This window comes from Cyclobacteriaceae bacterium, from assembly GCA_030584025.1.
In the GTDB taxonomy this organism is placed as follows: domain Bacteria; phylum Bacteroidota; class Bacteroidia; order Cytophagales; family Cyclobacteriaceae; genus UBA2336.
Map to the genome: position 1 here is coordinate 3332942 of CP129487.1, position 14370 is coordinate 3347311.

Below are 14370 nucleotides of genomic sequence, written 5' to 3' on the forward strand. Positions count from 1 at the left end.
TAAGTCTGGTAATAGATTAACAACACAGCATAAAAACAGTTCTGTATTACCTTAATCTTCAATGAGTATACCCATTTTTCCCATCTGATAATCGCGCATCGCCTCCATAATCTGCGTTTGGGTGTTCATCACAAACGGGCCATGGGAAACCACCGGTTCGTTGATTGGTTTTCCGCTTAACAGCAAAGCCCTTGTTTTTTCCAGACCTTCAATCAAAATTCCTTCACCATCTTGCTTGAAATGAATCAGGTGCAATGCTTCAACCATTCCAAAACCTTCCACACGAAGTTTGCCATCCAACAAGTAAAGCATCAGGTTATGCTCTTCCGGAAATGGAATCTCCAATTTTCCACCCACTTCAACTTCAAGCGTGGCAGCATTCACCTCAACTTGTGAGGGAATCGGGCCCTTTAATCCAAGTAAGTTTCCTGAGAATACTTTTGCTTTGACTTTCGCATCATCGCTTTTAAAAGTCGGCACCGCTTCCGCAGCAAGCGGAAAATAAGCCGGCTGGTCCATCTTGTGTTTTGCCGGTGTGTTAATCCATAACTGAATGATTTCCTGCCGCCCGCCCAATTCATGAATATCATGTGGTGGTCGTTCGCTGTGCATCATGCCCATACCGGCATTCATCCATTGTGCACCACCAGCATACACTACACTGTTGTTACCCCGGCTATCGCGATGATGCACACCACCTTGAAAAATAAACGTGACGGGAGAAAACCCCCGATGTGGATGTGGACCTACCCCGGCATGCCTGGTGTCGACATGTTGCGGCACTTTTATGTTGGCATGATGGAGCAATAAAAACGGATCAAGTTGATCTACCTGTTGGGTAGGTAGCGGTTGGCGAATGGGCATCCCGCCCATGTCCACCTGATGTGCATAAAGCAAACGCGAAACGGATCTGTATTTCATAGGGTTCTAAACAAAGTTATTACAATTGTTGTATATACAACTATTTTAATCCGATTTTCGTTCTTTCACCAAGCCCGCAAACCAAACCGGGCAGAAATGGTTACTTTACTACTAAATTCAAGCATATGAGCACCCTTGTTACCGGACTTCACCACGTTACTGCTTTGGCAGACGATGCCCAGAAAAACGTGGATTTCTACGCGGGCATTCTTGGCCTGCGCATGGTTAAGAAAACCATCAATTTTGATGCGCCCGATGTGTATCACCTATATTATGGAAACGAAACGGGCAGCCCGGGTACTATCATGACGTTCTTTCCCTTTCCGGGGATGGTAAAAGGACGGCACGGTAAAGGCCAAATGACGGTAACTTCTTTTTCCGTTCCGGATACCAGCCTGGATTACTGGCTGAAGCGACTAAAGAAATTCAACATCAAACACACCGAACCTCAAAAACGATTTGATGACGAAGTGTTTGTGTACTTTGAAGATGTTCATGGTTTGGGATTGGAACTCGTATTTAATAAAGGAGACAAGCGTCCGGGTTTTTCATACGGGCAAATACCCATTGAACATGCCGTGAAAGGATTCTATGGTGTGGTACTTTCTGAAGAAGGTTACGAACGCACAGCTGGCTTGTTGCTGGAAGGTATGGATCACAAGCTTATTGTTGAAAAAGGAAATCGCTTTCGGTATTCCGCCAGTGGTGAGCCTGGTGATTTTGTAGATATTCTCTGGACACCCGAAAGCACCCGGGGATTGGGTGGCAGCGGCACCATTCATCACCTGGCCTTTGCCACACCGGATGACAACACGCAATTAGAAGCGCGCGAAAAACTTTTATCGAAAGGGTATCATGTAACACCGGTTATGGATAGGCAGTACTTTCATTCCATCTATTTCCGCGAACCAGGTGGTATTCTATTTGAGATTGCCACCAATCCTCCGGGATTTGCTATTGATGAAGCGCCTACTGCTTTAGGCGAATCGCTGAAGCTTCCACCCTGGTATGAAAAATCGCGTAACAAAATTGAGAAAGGATTGCAACCCATAAAGGTGCAGACGGATAAATTCATGGACTAACAAAGAAAGATGGCACATCAAAAAAATATTATCGAAGCGGGCAAGCCGTTAAAGGATGCAAAGAAAGCGTTGATTATGTTGCATGGTCGTGGAGCGAGTGCGCAGGATATACTTTCATTAAAGGAATATCTTCCGGTTGATGATTTTTACATCGCAGCGCCACAGGCCACCAACTTTACATGGTATCCATACAGCTTTATGGCTCCTGTTCCACAAAACGAACCGTGGTTGAGTAGTGCATTGAAGTTGTTGAACTCGCTTGTAAGCGACATTGAAGCAGGCGGAATCAAATCAGAAAATATTTTTGTGTTGGGCTTTTCACAAGGCGCCTGCCTTACACTTGAATTCGCCACGCGTAATGCCAGGCGATGGGGTGGCGTTGCTTCTTTAACCGGAGGATTAATCGGTGAAAAAATCCATGCTGAAAATTATCTCGGAAATTTCAGCGGAACTCCAGTTTACATCAGCAACAGCAACAACGACCCTCACGTACCGTTATCGCGAAGTGAAGAATCTAAAAAAATAATGGAAAGTATGGGTGCAGTTGTTTCGTTACAAATATTTCCAAACAGACCGCACACCATTCTTAAAGAAGAACTTGATGCTGTAAGCCGAATGATGGCAAACCAATAAACTTACGATTTGCCGTCTTCCGTAGTGGCCTTCGGGCGGGTATCTTTTGGCAACCAGCTTCCTTCAAATTTGAACTTCAATTTGCCGTTGTAATCGCTGCTGTAGATGGCAACGCGATCAAGCGTGGCGTTGATTTCATTAAGGTCAAGGCCGGCTGCTTCACGTAGAAACATCACATACAACCAATCGCCTTTTTTGGAAATCCATGATCCGTACAGATTGTGGTTAATCTCCAGGCAATTTTGATAAAAGCTTTCCACGTTCTTATCCGGTACGGGCAACAACGGACTCATGATCTGGAAATACCAGCGTGTGGGATTGTCCTGAAAATTAAAGACATCAATCCACACGGTAGAGCCACGATAAATTAATGACCATTGACCTTCTTTTTGTCCCCGGCAGGCTACAGGGTCAACTTTCAGTCCGCGTATGCTTTCTTCGACTAAAGCTGAGGTTTGTTGTAAGTCCATTGAATAAAGTTCAAAAAGATTTTTCCTTTAATCAATGGAGTTACAATAGAATATTTTCTGACGCGTATTTCTCCTCAAAAAATCAACTTATCAATCTAAAATTAAAGGCACCGTTCTTAGTTGCGCCCCACACCCGCAACCAAATGGGCAGCACAGCTTCCGTTCCGCGTGCATTTGTGATGTCGCCCAAATCGAGGATATTCTTTTCCTGCCAACCGAATTCTTTTAAGAGTTCAATAACCTTTGATTTGGCCCCGGCATCATTCCCGCAGATGTAGTTGATGTGATCTCCCCCACCAATCAGGTTAGGGTTAACCATTAACCCGCACCACATGGTGTTGAGTGTTTTTACTACATGGGTTTTCGGAAATGTTTTTTGCATTTCCTCGCCCAGGGAGTTTGTGTTGGATAAAGATGGAATCAAAGAAGGCGGCATTCCGTTACTGAAGTCGAGCGGGTTGGCAACATCCACACTGATTTTTCCATCTAAGGCATTTCCGGCAGCACGCAATGCATCAATGGAAGCCTCTCCTTTTGTGCAATTAAAAATAAGTTCACCAAACGTAGCGGCTTCTGCAAACGTCCCAGCGCTTGCACCACTTTTATGCTTCGCCACAAAGGCTAACGCTTTTTCATTGTTTGCAGTACGCGAGCCCATCATCACCTGATGACCCAATTCAATTAATCGCGAACCGATGGTGTCGCCAACCGTGCCGGTTCCAAATACAGCTATTTTCATGATTTTAAATTTATTTTAGTTATTTACTATCAAAAGTATAGTTTTGTTGTGTAGTAAATCAAGTACGTGTTAGCTATGGGAGTTACTATCAGATTTGACAGAATTGGGAAATCGTCATGATGTACACGGAAAAAATCTTTAAAAAAACTTATGAAAATCAACGATGAGCAGTACAAGTTCGTGATTGACGGACAGGATTACCATTGTGCATTGGATGTAACCTCCTCCTTCATTGGCGGAAAATGGAAAACCGTAGTGCTTTGGTATTTGCGTAAAGACAAAAAACGTTTTAAGGAATTAAAAGATGTGATTCCGGATATTACTGATAAAATGCTGTCACTTCAATTGCGTGCGTTGGAAGAAGATGGCTTGGTGAAGAGAACCATTTTTCCGGAAGTGCCGCCACGTGTAGAATATGAACTCACCAAAGAAGGCAAATCGCTGGTTCCTGTTTTGGAAGCCATGGCCGAATGGGGAAGAACTAAAGCGAAGAAGGATGGAAAAATGGTGAAAGTTTATCTCCGGTAACCGTTTCGGAATTAAACTTTCACGTACAATATTTGTCTAAAACCGAATTATGCATTTGTTCAGATTATTGCTTTTTATTTGCCTGGTCACTTCCTGCAGCAAGGATTCAGATCCTGCACCAAATCCTGCCGCATTATACTTCCCCCCGATCGGTACATCTACATGGGAAACGGTGAGCCCTGCAGACCTCGGGTGGAACACTTCGAAAGTTGCAGACCTGGATGCTTTTCTGGAGGCATCGGACAGCCGCGCGTTAATTGTTTTAAAAGACGGAAAAATTGTGCTGGAGAAATACAGAGGAAAGCAATTTGATGATGTAACAGACTTTAGCGTTACCAGCAATTGGTACTGGGCTTCAGCCGGAAAAACCTTAACGGCAGCCGTTGTTGGTATTGCCGAAGAGCAGAACCTGATTGATCTGGATGAAAAAACGTCTACTTATCTGGGAACGGGCTGGACTGATCTTACTATTGAACAGGAAAACAACATTACCGTGCGTCATCAGCTTACCATGACTACCGGGTTGGACGATGATGTACCCAACCGCGATTGTACGGATCCGGAATGTTTGATTTTTAAAGCTGCACCCGGTACGCGATGGGCTTATCACAATGCCCCCTATACGTTGTTGGATGGCGTGATTGCCAACGCAACTGGCAAAACATTAAATGCTTACCTCAACGATGAATTGAAATCAAAAACCGGTATGGACGGCCAGTACATTCAAACCGGTGACAATAATGTGTATTACAGCACCGCGCGTTCTATGGCGCGATTTGGTTTGCTGTTACTTAACAATGGAAAATGGAATGACACCCCAGTTGTTCCGGAAGCATATATTACACTGATGAAATCCTCTTCTCAAAATCTCAATCCTTCGTACGGTTATCTTACCTGGCTAAACGGAAAGGCCTCTTACATTTTGCCCAATACGCAAGTCAGTATTCCCGGTTCGGTTTCACCCAGTGCACCTGCCGACATGTTTGCGGCCATGGGAAAAAACGGGCAGATCATCAATGTAGTGCCCTCACAGAATTTAGTGGTTGTTCGTATGGGCGATGTGCCCGATACTTCGTTAGTGCCGTTTTTATTTCAGGATGATTTGTGGGAAAAACTAAATGAAATCATACCGGATTAACCTGACTGGTTCGGAATTTCTTGCCCACGGTAAAGAAGACAATAAAAGCAATCAACCCTTCGATAAAAGGAACACCCAGTTCAATGAAAATATTGGGACTGAGCACTGCGAAGCAAACGATGGTGATAAACATTAATAAGCCCAGCCACATCCAATACGAACTTTGAATTACCGGAAGCGACAAACGCACAGGCTGAACATCATCACGAATTAAAAATTGTAACGACCGCAAATCCCAAACCAGTAAATAGGTTGTAGCCAACAACATCAACCCGGTAACGAAAGGGGTACCCGTGAATTTGTAGGCAACCGTAATGATGAAAATATTGAGTATCAGTCCAAAGAAAATCAGTGCACCCAGCCTCGCGAAGCGTTGTGTCATTAATAAAAAGCCGGCAACAATTTGTGTCCAGCCAATAAACTGCCAGTACAACCCTGAATCGGTCATAACCCTAAAAAATTGTTGAATAGGCTGCAAATCCTGAATGGGTTTATCCATGCTGTACATCAGGTTTGAGGTGCCTGTTACTTTTCCCATGCCAAATGCGGCAATAACAAATGCTCCGCCAATGAGGTAGCGAAGATAAATTGTGAAAATCTGTAAAAAGGTTTTCTGCTTCCAGCGGTCAATAAATGCGAGCATAAGTTATGATTTTATGACTCCAGACGTTTAAAAAATCCAGATGTTACAACGAGCCTGCAGAAATTATGTAGCCCATGGATTGAAGTGATTTATGAATGTGAATTGCAAATTCAAGTGCGTGGTCACCATCGCCATGAATACAAATCGTATCTGCTTTTATAGGTATAATTTCACCGGTAAGGGTCGTTACACGCTTCTCTTTCACAATTTGTTCAACCTGTCTTATCACTTCAGTGGACTGTTTAATCAACGCATGCGGTTGCGTTCGGGGCGTTAGGGTTCCATCCGGTTGGTAGGTGCGGTCGGCAAATACTTCGTTGGCGGTTTTCAAACCTAATGCTTTTGCTTCGCTGATCATTACGCTTCCACTTAAGCCATAAAAAATCAACTCAGGATTAAAATCCTTAACAGCCTGAGCCGTAATGTTACTGATCGATTTATCTTTTGCGGCCATGTTGTACAGCGCTCCATGCAGTTTCACATGATGCAACGCTGCCTGCTTTTCATTGCAGATTGCCTGGATGATTTCCAATTGTTTCCACACCAGTTGATACAGTTCATCCGCGGAAAGCAGTATTGGCTTGCGGCCAAAGTTTGCTTTATCATCAAAGCCGGGATGAGCGCCAATGGCAACATTATGCTTCAAACACAAATCGATGGTGTTGCGCATTGTTTTCTCATCGCCTGCATGATAGCCACAGGCAATGTTGGCGCTGCTGATGTACAGCATAATGTCGGCATCGTTCAGCATGCCTTCTCCCATATCGCAATTGATATCAATCTTCATAGTCCAATTTCCCGAAGTTTGAATTTACATGCTTCCTGCAATTGCCGTAAACTCCTTTCCTGAATCATCATCAAATCTTCTGCTTCCTGAATCGTAACAAATGAAAACGAAATCTCTTCATTTGGCCTGCTTTGCACCAACCGCGACCGATCAGCAGCAATAACATGCGCGATTCTTGGGTAACCACCGGTAGTTTGATGATCGGCCATTAACGCAATAAGTTCACCATTAGGCAACAACTGTAACGTACCAAAAGAGACACCTGCAGAAAGTAATTCTTGGTTTTTGGTTTGCTTCAGGGGCGTTCCGGTTAACCGATAACCCATACGATCGCTTTGCCTGCTGATGACAAAATCACGGTTCAAAAAATCCTGCTGTGATTTCTTTGTCAGCCAGTCAAATTCGTTTCCTTGAATGCATCTTATCATGGTCTGTGCCAACTTGGTCTGTGTCCTCACAGACCACGAGTAGTAATAGTCCGAAACATTTGCGCGCCATGGAAAAATTTTTGTTTCTGCTTTTTCTATACTCAAGTTGAAATTGAGTCTGTCTCCTTTCTTTAAAAACCGGCCATCAACTCCGCCAACCTTAGCTTTTGTATGGGTACTATTACTTCCCAGCCAATTGTTTATTTCGAAACCTCCATGCACCGCCACGTAACACCATGCACCATACAAAACTTTGGTAAACTTCAACTCACTCCCCGATGCCACACGAATCGGTTGATTCAACGGAATATGTTGCCCGCCCAGCTTTGCGGAAAAGTCGGCACCACTTAGGGCTATCAATGCCGGTTTAGTAAAACGAAATGTGGAAGCCGGAAAACTCATTTCGATAACGGCCTCATTCAATTCATTTCCTACTAACGCATTGACAATCTTCATGGCATTCATATCCATTACCCCATTCGGGTTTATGCCCAAATGTTGAAAACCAAATCGCCCGTTATCCTGAACGGAATCAGCAATACCTGCTTTGATTACTTCGATGCTCATGTTGAAAACGGATTGAAGTTTCGAACATCAAAAGAATCATATGCTTCCTTGCTGATGGAATAGAATTTCACTTCATCGCCTGGTTGAAAAAACACCAATAATTCATATAAACTTGTGCCTTTACCCAAGCCTGTGTCGACACAGGCCTGGGGGGTAAATAGTTGAAGGGGTGTTCTTCCGATAACATTCCATCCTCCCGGTGAATCAAGCGGATAAATGCCGGTTTGATTACCGGCAATACCCACGCTACCGGCAGGCACATGCTTACGTGGTGTAGATAATCGGGGTGTGGCAATTTTATCATCCACAATGCCCATGTAGGCAAAGCCAGGCAAAAACCCCAGCATGTAAACCCGATACGTTTGCTGTGTATGAAGTTCAATCACCTGATCAACGGAAAGTTTATGAGTTTTGGCCAGCGACTTTATATCAAAGCCAAATTCAGAATCATAACATACAGGAATACGAAGTTTTCGAGCAGGCAATATTTCTCTTTCCTTACATGCTTTTAAGGCGCGTTCCATTTCATGGGTCACCCATTCAAATGCCGATGGGTGGTACTTGCGAATAACATGAACATCATACACAACAGTTAATGTGCAGTAGGCAGGTATCAAATCTTTCCAAAACGGATTGGGATGCCGATGTAAATACTGAAACAGCCTGAAAACCCGGTCGTTAATAGCCACATCCATTTTATCACCCAAACAAACCGTTAGGGCATTTTCACTTATTGGATATATCGAAACGAGCTCTGACAATTAACCACGTAGTTTATCCAACAAAAAATTCAATTGCTGCGCTTCGGCTTTTGTCAGGTTTTTTAAAGTCGACTGCCAGGCATCGGATGAGCGATCAATTTTAGTCAATACTGTCAATCCTTTGTCAGTAATGCTGATGTCGACTTGCCTGCGGTTGTTCTTGCAGATTTCGCGCTTTACCAAACCCTTTACACGAAGTTTCTCCACCAGGCGTGTGGCGTTACTGTTCTTGTCAATCATGCGGCAGGTGATGTCGGCCAGCATCATGGGCTTGGGGTGACTTCCGCGCAGAATACGCAATACATTAAACTGTTCCGGAGTAACATCAAACGTTTTCAAAAACGTTGCGTTCAGATTATACAACCAGCTTCCGGTAAACAAAATGTTTACAGCCGCCTTTTGAAATTCGCTTTGAAATTTTTCCTGTTTAACTTCACTCTCAATGGAAGGCATAGCGCTGAATAGTTAACAAAATCAAAATTAATACAATAGTTGTAGATACAATTAAACCATGATCGCTTTTACCGCCACCATACAACGTTTCGACAAAAAGGGAGAAAAAACCGGCTGGAGCTATATTGAAATCAGTGCCGCTCATGCTAAAAAACTGAAACCGGATACGAAAACATCCTTTCGGGTGAAAGGAAAACTGGACCAGTTCACCATCAAACAAATTGCGGTAATCCCGATGGGTGATGGAAAATTTATCATCCCCTTCAACGCCACCATGCGCAAAGGCACCGGCAAAAAACATGGGGATAAAATAAAAGTTGTGCTTGAGCCTGATGAAAGCAAGTTTGTAATGAATGCCGATTTTGTTGCCTGCCTGAAAGATGATCCGATGGCGAACACTTTTTTCAAAACATTACCAGCCGGACACCAACGCTATTTCAGTAAGTGGATCGACAGCGCCAAGACAACACAAACCAAAACCAAACGAATTGTAATGGCTGTTAATGCACTCGCGCGAAAAATGGGTTTCCCGGAAATGCTGCGGGAGGAGAAGCGAAATAAGTACAGTTAACAATTGACAATTATTCTGACTACCTGGACAGTTTATAAAGAAACTCATCTGCTTCCCACTTACCGTCCTTTTCGCGTTCAAGAACGGCTTTGAGTTGACTTTCATTCAGGCGTTCGTAAATCAGGCGAGTCTTTTTATCGGGCGCTTCAAATACAGCTTTGTTTTTACTCAGGCTTAGTAATGGATATTCGTAGGGCTTATCTTTTTCTTCCCATGCAATATTGCCGCGATTAAAATGCCTGAGTTTCATCACCGGCACACCCGCATCGGATTGCTCAATGACGATAAATTCATAGAACATGATTTTCCCATCTTTCACACAACGAAAGGCACACACCATGTTATCGCCCATCGCCTCACTCCAATACTCTTCCATAGCTCCCCAGGCCATACTGCCAACCCATTTGCCGGAAATAAAATTAAGCTCATTCAATTCGGCTTTTGTCTGACCCGCTGCGTGAAACACTATAAAGATCAGACTGATGAATATCCATGCTTTTAATCCAGATTGCTTCATATGATCAAGATAGGGATTAAAACCATGTTGACAACGCAGAGCTTTACTTGAATGTCGGCATATCCAGTTTTTTTGAAATGCGAAACGCTGCATTTATCAACCCCACGTGGCTGTACGTTTGCGGAAAGTTACCCCACTGCGAGCCATCCAGCCCGACATCTTCACTGAAAATACCGAGGTGATTGGCATACGGTAAAATTCCATCCAACGTTCGGATGGCATCGTCTACCCTGCCTACACAGGCCAGCGCATCCACATACCAGAAAGCACACACCAAAAACGTGGCTTCAGGTTTTCCGAAATCATCCGGATGAACGTAGCGATAAAATAATCCCTGATCAGTTTTTAGTTTGGCCTCCAATTGCTTCAGGTGCTCGTGTGTTTTAGGCAAACGCGGATCGAGGTAGTTCATCGTAATCAACTTCAGCGTACTCGCATCCAGGTTAGGTGAGCCAACCGCCTGCGTATACACTTGTTGCTGTGGATCATAACAGCGTTCAATACGATCAATCGCCAACGCTTCAATTTTTAATGCACGTGCACAGAGGTCGGCATTTTCGGTAAGCCTGCCGATCTTCAACGCGGCTTTGCTTCCCGCCCAATGAAACAACATGGTGTAGGAATGGACTTGCTTTACATTTCTGAATTCCCACAAACCCGCATCGGGTTCATCCATGGTTCGTTCAATAGAAGCCAGCAATCGATCAATTAATCGCGTGTAGGAATTTTTCTTGGCGATGGAGAGTCGTTTATCAATAAACAAGGGAAGCAAGCTTACCAACACCTGCCCATACACATCATTTTGAATCTGGATGTACGCTTTATTCCCAATCCGTACGGGTTGATTGCCCAGATAACCTTCCAGGTCGATGTGAATCTCTTCCAGGTCTTTTTTACCGGTAATGCTGTACATGGGTTGTATGCGATCTTCTTCCGTGATCAGAATATTCTGAATGTATTCGAAGTAGCGTTCCAGTTCATCAAAGTGGCCAATCTCGTTAAATGCCTTCAATGTGTAGTACGCATCGCGAAACCAGCAATAGCGATAATCCCACGTACGCGAACTGCCGTGGTGTTCAGGCAAACTGGTAGTACCCGAGGCAATGATGCCACCCGTGTCTTCATACTGATGAAGTTTTAACACCAAGGCCGATCGAATAATCTGATCCTGATAAATATCGGGCAGGTAGGTGCTCTTGATCCAGCCTTGCCAATAGCGAACAGTTTTATTTATGAAATCCTCCGCGGTGGCTTTCAGTGCAGCCTCCAACGGTTCGCCATAGGTAAACACGAGGTACCGGTTTTGATCCAACACAAACGACTGCTCCTCTACAATATGCGATAAGGAAACATCGGTGGTCAGGCGCACCTGCATGGAAAAATTCAAAAAACGTAAATGGTTGCTGCCCTGCACCACATCGGGTGACTTTTTTCCATAATTACTTACCGGCCGGCAACGCACGGTTATTTGCGGACTTCCCTCCAACAGTTCAATCTTGCGTACAAGCATCAAGGGCTTGAAGTAGCGCTCAAATTGCGAAAAGCGTGGTGCGCAGTCGATGACTTTAAATTTTCCGCTGGCACATTCAAACTCTGTACACAATACGTTGGTGTTGGGTATATAATATTGATGACTCTTATATTCACCAACTGGTGTAATAGAAAACTCACCTCCTTTTTTCGAATCCAGCAATCCACCAAAAACAAAATCGCTGTCGAAGCGGGGCATACACATCCACTGAACTTTGGCCGCATGATCGATGTAGGCAATGTAGGAGCAATTGCCAACGATACCCATGTTGTATTTGTGTATGCTCATTTGTTCAGTTGAGTAAGTAATCCTAAAACTTCTTTTTGCGTAGGCAAGATGTATTGTGCCTGGGTGATGCCCGGCCCTACTTTTATAGTCAACGCTGAATGTTCAAGCGCATGAAACATGTCTTCATCGGTTTTATCATCACCGATTACCAATACAAAATCGGCAGGCTTACGCTCAAGCACTTTGCGCGCGGCTGATCCTTTATCAATACCGGCTACACGCACTTCAATTACTTTATTGCCGTCAATAACCTGAAGCTGTGCATTGCGAATGAGATGAAAGAGGTTGTCGAGCAATTCGCGTGAGCGCACAAACCCCAGTTCTGCTTCTACATTTCGGTAATGCCACGCTAGTGTATGATTTTTTTCTTCCACAAATGAACCCGGGCAACGCTGCACAAACATATTGAAGCTGGGTCGGATAAGCGGCTTCCACGTTTGGTCTATTGAGTTACCGTGCATCCACGGCTCGCCCTTCATACGAATAGACGCGCCATGCTCTGCCACCAGGTTAAGCGGCAAATCATCAAACCACTCCTCCAATATATCGCTGTTGCGCCCACTGATGATGGTAATCTCAGTATGCTTTTCTGATGCCAATGCTTCCAGTAACTTCAACAACTTTTCATCCGGGCGTGCTTCGCGCGGATGGCGGGCAAACGGAACCAACGTTCCGTCATAATCCAGAAACAAGTGCCTCGTTTTTGCTTGTGAAAAATTTGAAATGACTTGTTTACGGATGGAATCATTGACCAGCTTGAGTTTTCTCCTTTCCTGCAAAACTTTCACTTCTTTTAACTGATCCAGAAAATCCTTCACCCAATCGGTAACGGTATACTCTACCAATCGCTTTTGCATGCGCGCCATATGTTCGCGTTGCTCCGGCAATTCCATAGTTAGCGCTTTATTAATCGAGTCCGACAACTCATCAATATCTAATGGATTAACCAGAATGGCTTCGCCTAACTCGTTTGCTGCACCTGCCAACTCGCTTAAAATGAGCACACCCCGTTGCGCCACGCGACTGGCTACATATTCCTTAGCCACCAGGTTCATACCATCTCGAAGTGGAGTAATCAGTCCTACATCGGCTGCCTGGTACATGGCACATAATTCATCAAAAGGCATGTGGCCATACCGGTAAATTACGGGTTGCCAATCCAGCGTTGACCACTTTCCATTTATGCGCCCCACCTGTTCTTCAATCAGGTTTTTGCGTTCGTTATATTTTGAAATGATTTCACGAGAGGGAACCACAACCAAAACAAGCACCACTTTTTTGTGCCATTCGGCATGTTGCTCCAGAAAACGTTCATAGCCGCTTAAGCGATTGGTGACACCTTTGGTATAATCCAGTCGATCAACCGAAAAGATAATTTTCTTCTCCGAAAAATTTTTCAGGATTTCATTCTTCTTCTGAATGACGTCATCATCGTGTGTAGCGTTATGAAATTTGTCGTAATCAATACCCAATGGAAACAAATCAGCTTTGGCAATTCGATCACCCATGTTGATGGAACGAAACTGATGATCATAGCCGGCAATCATGCGAACAGCCTTTAAGAAATGCTGCACGTATTCGTGCGTATGAAACCCGATCAAATCGGCACCCAACATGCCGCGAACAATTTTTTCTTTCCAGGATCGGTGCAGTAACCGAAACACTTCGTAAGAAGGGAACGGAATGTGCAAGAAAAATCCGATGGATACTTCCGGAAATTTTTCCCGGATCATCTCCGGTAACAAAAACAATTGGTAATCATGTATCCAGATTACATCATCGGGCCGGATGATCGCAGCCAGCTTTTCGGCAAACATGCGGTTTACCTGTTCGTACGCTTCAAAGTAAGCGCTATCGAACACGGCATACGTGGCGAAGTAATGCAGCGTGGGCCAAAGCGTGGCGTTCGAAAAACCATTATAATAGCGGCTATAGAGTTTTGTCTCTATAAAAATAGGTTCAATCTCAAACGACTGCGTTTCGGGCTGCGGAAGCGATGCAAATTTATCCCAACGCTTTTCGGGAAAATCCGCGCTGCCGATCCATAGCTTTTCCGAGAACTCGGTATCGGTAGCATGCCGGTCGAAATAACTTTTTAGTGCCGATACCAATCCGCCATCGCTGGGCTGCAAGGTAATTTTGCCGCTTCGTTCAAGAAGTTTGAAGGGCAACCGATTGGACACCACAACCAGTCGTTTCTTGGTTTTTGATTCCATTGACAACAGGTGGTTGGTTAAACAAGAGGCGCAAAAATCGGGAATTAGGGGGTGGTCGACAAGGAAAACCCTTCAATTTGTCAGGAAAATGAGGATT

The 14370-nt window shown here is 44.3% G+C and carries 16 protein-coding genes; 5 read left to right on the forward strand and 11 right to left on the reverse strand.

What is annotated here, in order from left to right; all coding sequences use genetic code 11:
* Positions 1–51 precede the first annotated feature (51 nt).
* On the reverse strand, positions 52–921 hold the full coding sequence (locus QY309_14995; GenBank protein WKZ59162.1) for a pirin family protein: 870 nt from the start codon (positions 919–921) through the stop codon (positions 52–54).
* A gap of 125 nt (positions 922–1046) precedes the next feature.
* Here QY309_14995 and QY309_15000 point away from each other — a divergent pair, with 125 nt between their 5' ends.
* Together QY309_15000 and QY309_15005 are read left to right on the forward strand one after the other, a co-directional pair.
* On the forward strand, positions 1047–2003 hold the full coding sequence (locus tag QY309_15000; GenBank protein WKZ59163.1) for a ring-cleaving dioxygenase: 957 nt from the start codon (positions 1047–1049) through the stop codon (positions 2001–2003).
* Positions 2004–2012: 9 nt separating this feature from the next.
* Positions 2013–2636 carry a dienelactone hydrolase family protein gene (locus tag QY309_15005; protein WKZ59164.1) on the forward strand — a complete coding sequence of 208 codons (624 nt, stop codon included), beginning with the start codon at positions 2013–2015 and terminating at the stop codon, positions 2634–2636.
* A 2-nt stretch (positions 2637–2638) separates the two neighbouring features.
* On the opposite strand, the gene QY309_15010 is transcribed toward QY309_15005, so the two are convergent.
* Positions 2639–3106, reverse strand: coding sequence for a YbjN domain-containing protein (locus QY309_15010; GenBank protein WKZ59165.1), 468 nt, complete (start codon positions 3104–3106; stop codon positions 2639–2641).
* Positions 3107–3188: 82 nt separating this feature from the next.
* Positions 3189–3845: an NAD(P)-binding domain-containing protein gene (locus QY309_15015; protein ID WKZ59166.1), complete on the reverse strand. Its 657-nt coding sequence runs from the start codon at positions 3843–3845 to the stop codon at positions 3189–3191.
* 150 nt (positions 3846–3995) lie between these two features.
* Here QY309_15015 and QY309_15020 point away from each other — a divergent pair, with 150 nt between their 5' ends.
* On the forward strand, positions 3996–4373 hold the full coding sequence (locus QY309_15020) for a helix-turn-helix domain-containing protein (GenBank protein WKZ59167.1): 378 nt from the start codon (positions 3996–3998) through the stop codon (positions 4371–4373).
* Positions 4374–4422: 49 nt separating this feature from the next.
* Positions 4423–5511, forward strand: a complete 1089-nt coding sequence (locus QY309_15025) for a serine hydrolase domain-containing protein (protein WKZ59168.1) — start codon at positions 4423–4425, stop codon at positions 5509–5511.
* Here the strand turns inward: QY309_15025 and QY309_15030 are convergent.
* Genes QY309_15030 through QY309_15050 form a run of 5 tightly spaced genes read right to left on the reverse strand, consistent with a single transcriptional unit; the run spans position 5498 to position 9150 of the window.
* Positions 5498–6154, reverse strand: coding sequence for a hypothetical protein (locus tag QY309_15030; protein ID WKZ59169.1), 657 nt, complete (start codon positions 6152–6154; stop codon positions 5498–5500). The two genes, QY309_15025 and QY309_15030, sit on opposite strands and share 14 nt — an antisense overlap.
* Before the next feature lie 43 nt (positions 6155–6197).
* The gene (locus QY309_15035) at positions 6198–6941 is read right to left on the reverse strand and encodes a 5-oxoprolinase subunit PxpA (protein ID WKZ59170.1); all 744 of its coding nucleotides are present in this window, start codon (positions 6939–6941) and stop codon (positions 6198–6200) included.
* Positions 6938–7936, reverse strand: coding sequence for a biotin-dependent carboxyltransferase family protein (locus tag QY309_15040; GenBank protein WKZ59171.1), 999 nt, complete (start codon positions 7934–7936; stop codon positions 6938–6940). The genes QY309_15035 and QY309_15040 overlap by 4 nt, the downstream gene beginning before the upstream one ends.
* Complete coding sequence (gene pxpB, locus QY309_15045; protein ID WKZ59172.1) at positions 7933–8697, reverse strand: 5-oxoprolinase subunit PxpB; 765 nt, start codon at positions 8695–8697, stop codon at positions 7933–7935. Before pxpB ends, QY309_15040 begins: the two co-directional genes overlap by 4 nt.
* Complete coding sequence (locus QY309_15050) at positions 8698–9150, reverse strand: MarR family transcriptional regulator (GenBank protein WKZ59173.1); 453 nt, start codon at positions 9148–9150, stop codon at positions 8698–8700.
* A gap of 58 nt (positions 9151–9208) precedes the next feature.
* Between QY309_15050 and QY309_15055 the strand changes: the two genes are divergently transcribed.
* Entirely contained in the window at positions 9209–9721 is a 513-nt protein-coding gene (locus QY309_15055) for a YdeI/OmpD-associated family protein (protein WKZ59174.1), read from the forward strand.
* A gap of 19 nt (positions 9722–9740) precedes the next feature.
* Here QY309_15055 and QY309_15060 read toward each other — a convergent pair whose 3' ends face one another.
* From QY309_15060 to QY309_15070, 3 genes are read right to left on the reverse strand one after another with little or no spacing between them, the layout of a single operon-like run.
* Positions 9741–10238, reverse strand: a complete 498-nt coding sequence (locus QY309_15060) for a DUF6265 family protein (GenBank protein WKZ59175.1) — start codon at positions 10236–10238, stop codon at positions 9741–9743.
* Positions 10239–10281: 43 nt separating this feature from the next.
* Positions 10282–12057, reverse strand: coding sequence for a glycoside hydrolase family 15 protein (locus tag QY309_15065; protein ID WKZ59176.1), 1776 nt, complete (start codon positions 12055–12057; stop codon positions 10282–10284).
* Positions 12054–14273: a bifunctional alpha,alpha-trehalose-phosphate synthase (UDP-forming)/trehalose-phosphatase gene (locus tag QY309_15070; GenBank protein ID WKZ59177.1), complete on the reverse strand. Its 2220-nt coding sequence runs from the start codon at positions 14271–14273 to the stop codon at positions 12054–12056. The genes QY309_15065 and QY309_15070 overlap by 4 nt, the downstream gene beginning before the upstream one ends.
* Between the last annotated feature and the right edge of the window lie 97 nt (positions 14274–14370).

Coding starts and splice junctions, on each gene's coding strand:
- QY309_15035 (WKZ59170.1), bottom strand. CDS start 6,941: ATGAAGATTGATATCAATTGCGATATGGGAGAAGGCATGCTGAACGAT.
- QY309_15070 (WKZ59177.1), bottom strand. CDS start 14,273: ATGGAATCAAAAACCAAGAAACGACTGGTTGTGGTGTCCAATCGGTTG.
- QY309_14995 (WKZ59162.1), bottom strand. CDS start 921: ATGAAATACAGATCCGTTTCGCGTTTGCTTTATGCACATCAGGTGGAC.
- QY309_15040 (WKZ59171.1), bottom strand. CDS start 7,936: ATGAGCATCGAAGTAATCAAAGCAGGTATTGCTGATTCCGTTCAGGAT.
- QY309_15000 (WKZ59163.1), top strand. CDS start 1,047: ATGAGCACCCTTGTTACCGGACTTCACCACGTTACTGCTTTGGCAGAC.
- QY309_15010 (WKZ59165.1), bottom strand. CDS start 3,106: ATGGACTTACAACAAACCTCAGCTTTAGTCGAAGAAAGCATACGCGGA.
- QY309_15050 (WKZ59173.1), bottom strand. CDS start 9,150: ATGCCTTCCATTGAGAGTGAAGTTAAACAGGAAAAATTTCAAAGCGAA.
- QY309_15020 (WKZ59167.1), top strand. CDS start 3,996: ATGAAAATCAACGATGAGCAGTACAAGTTCGTGATTGACGGACAGGAT.
- QY309_15005 (WKZ59164.1), top strand. CDS start 2,013: ATGGCACATCAAAAAAATATTATCGAAGCGGGCAAGCCGTTAAAGGAT.
- QY309_15025 (WKZ59168.1), top strand. CDS start 4,423: ATGCATTTGTTCAGATTATTGCTTTTTATTTGCCTGGTCACTTCCTGC.
- QY309_15055 (WKZ59174.1), top strand. CDS start 9,209: ATGATCGCTTTTACCGCCACCATACAACGTTTCGACAAAAAGGGAGAA.
- QY309_15015 (WKZ59166.1), bottom strand. CDS start 3,845: ATGAAAATAGCTGTATTTGGAACCGGCACGGTTGGCGACACCATCGGT.
- QY309_15065 (WKZ59176.1), bottom strand. CDS start 12,057: ATGAGCATACACAAATACAACATGGGTATCGTTGGCAATTGCTCCTAC.
- QY309_15060 (WKZ59175.1), bottom strand. CDS start 10,238: ATGAAGCAATCTGGATTAAAAGCATGGATATTCATCAGTCTGATCTTT.
- QY309_15030 (WKZ59169.1), bottom strand. CDS start 6,154: ATGCTCGCATTTATTGACCGCTGGAAGCAGAAAACCTTTTTACAGATT.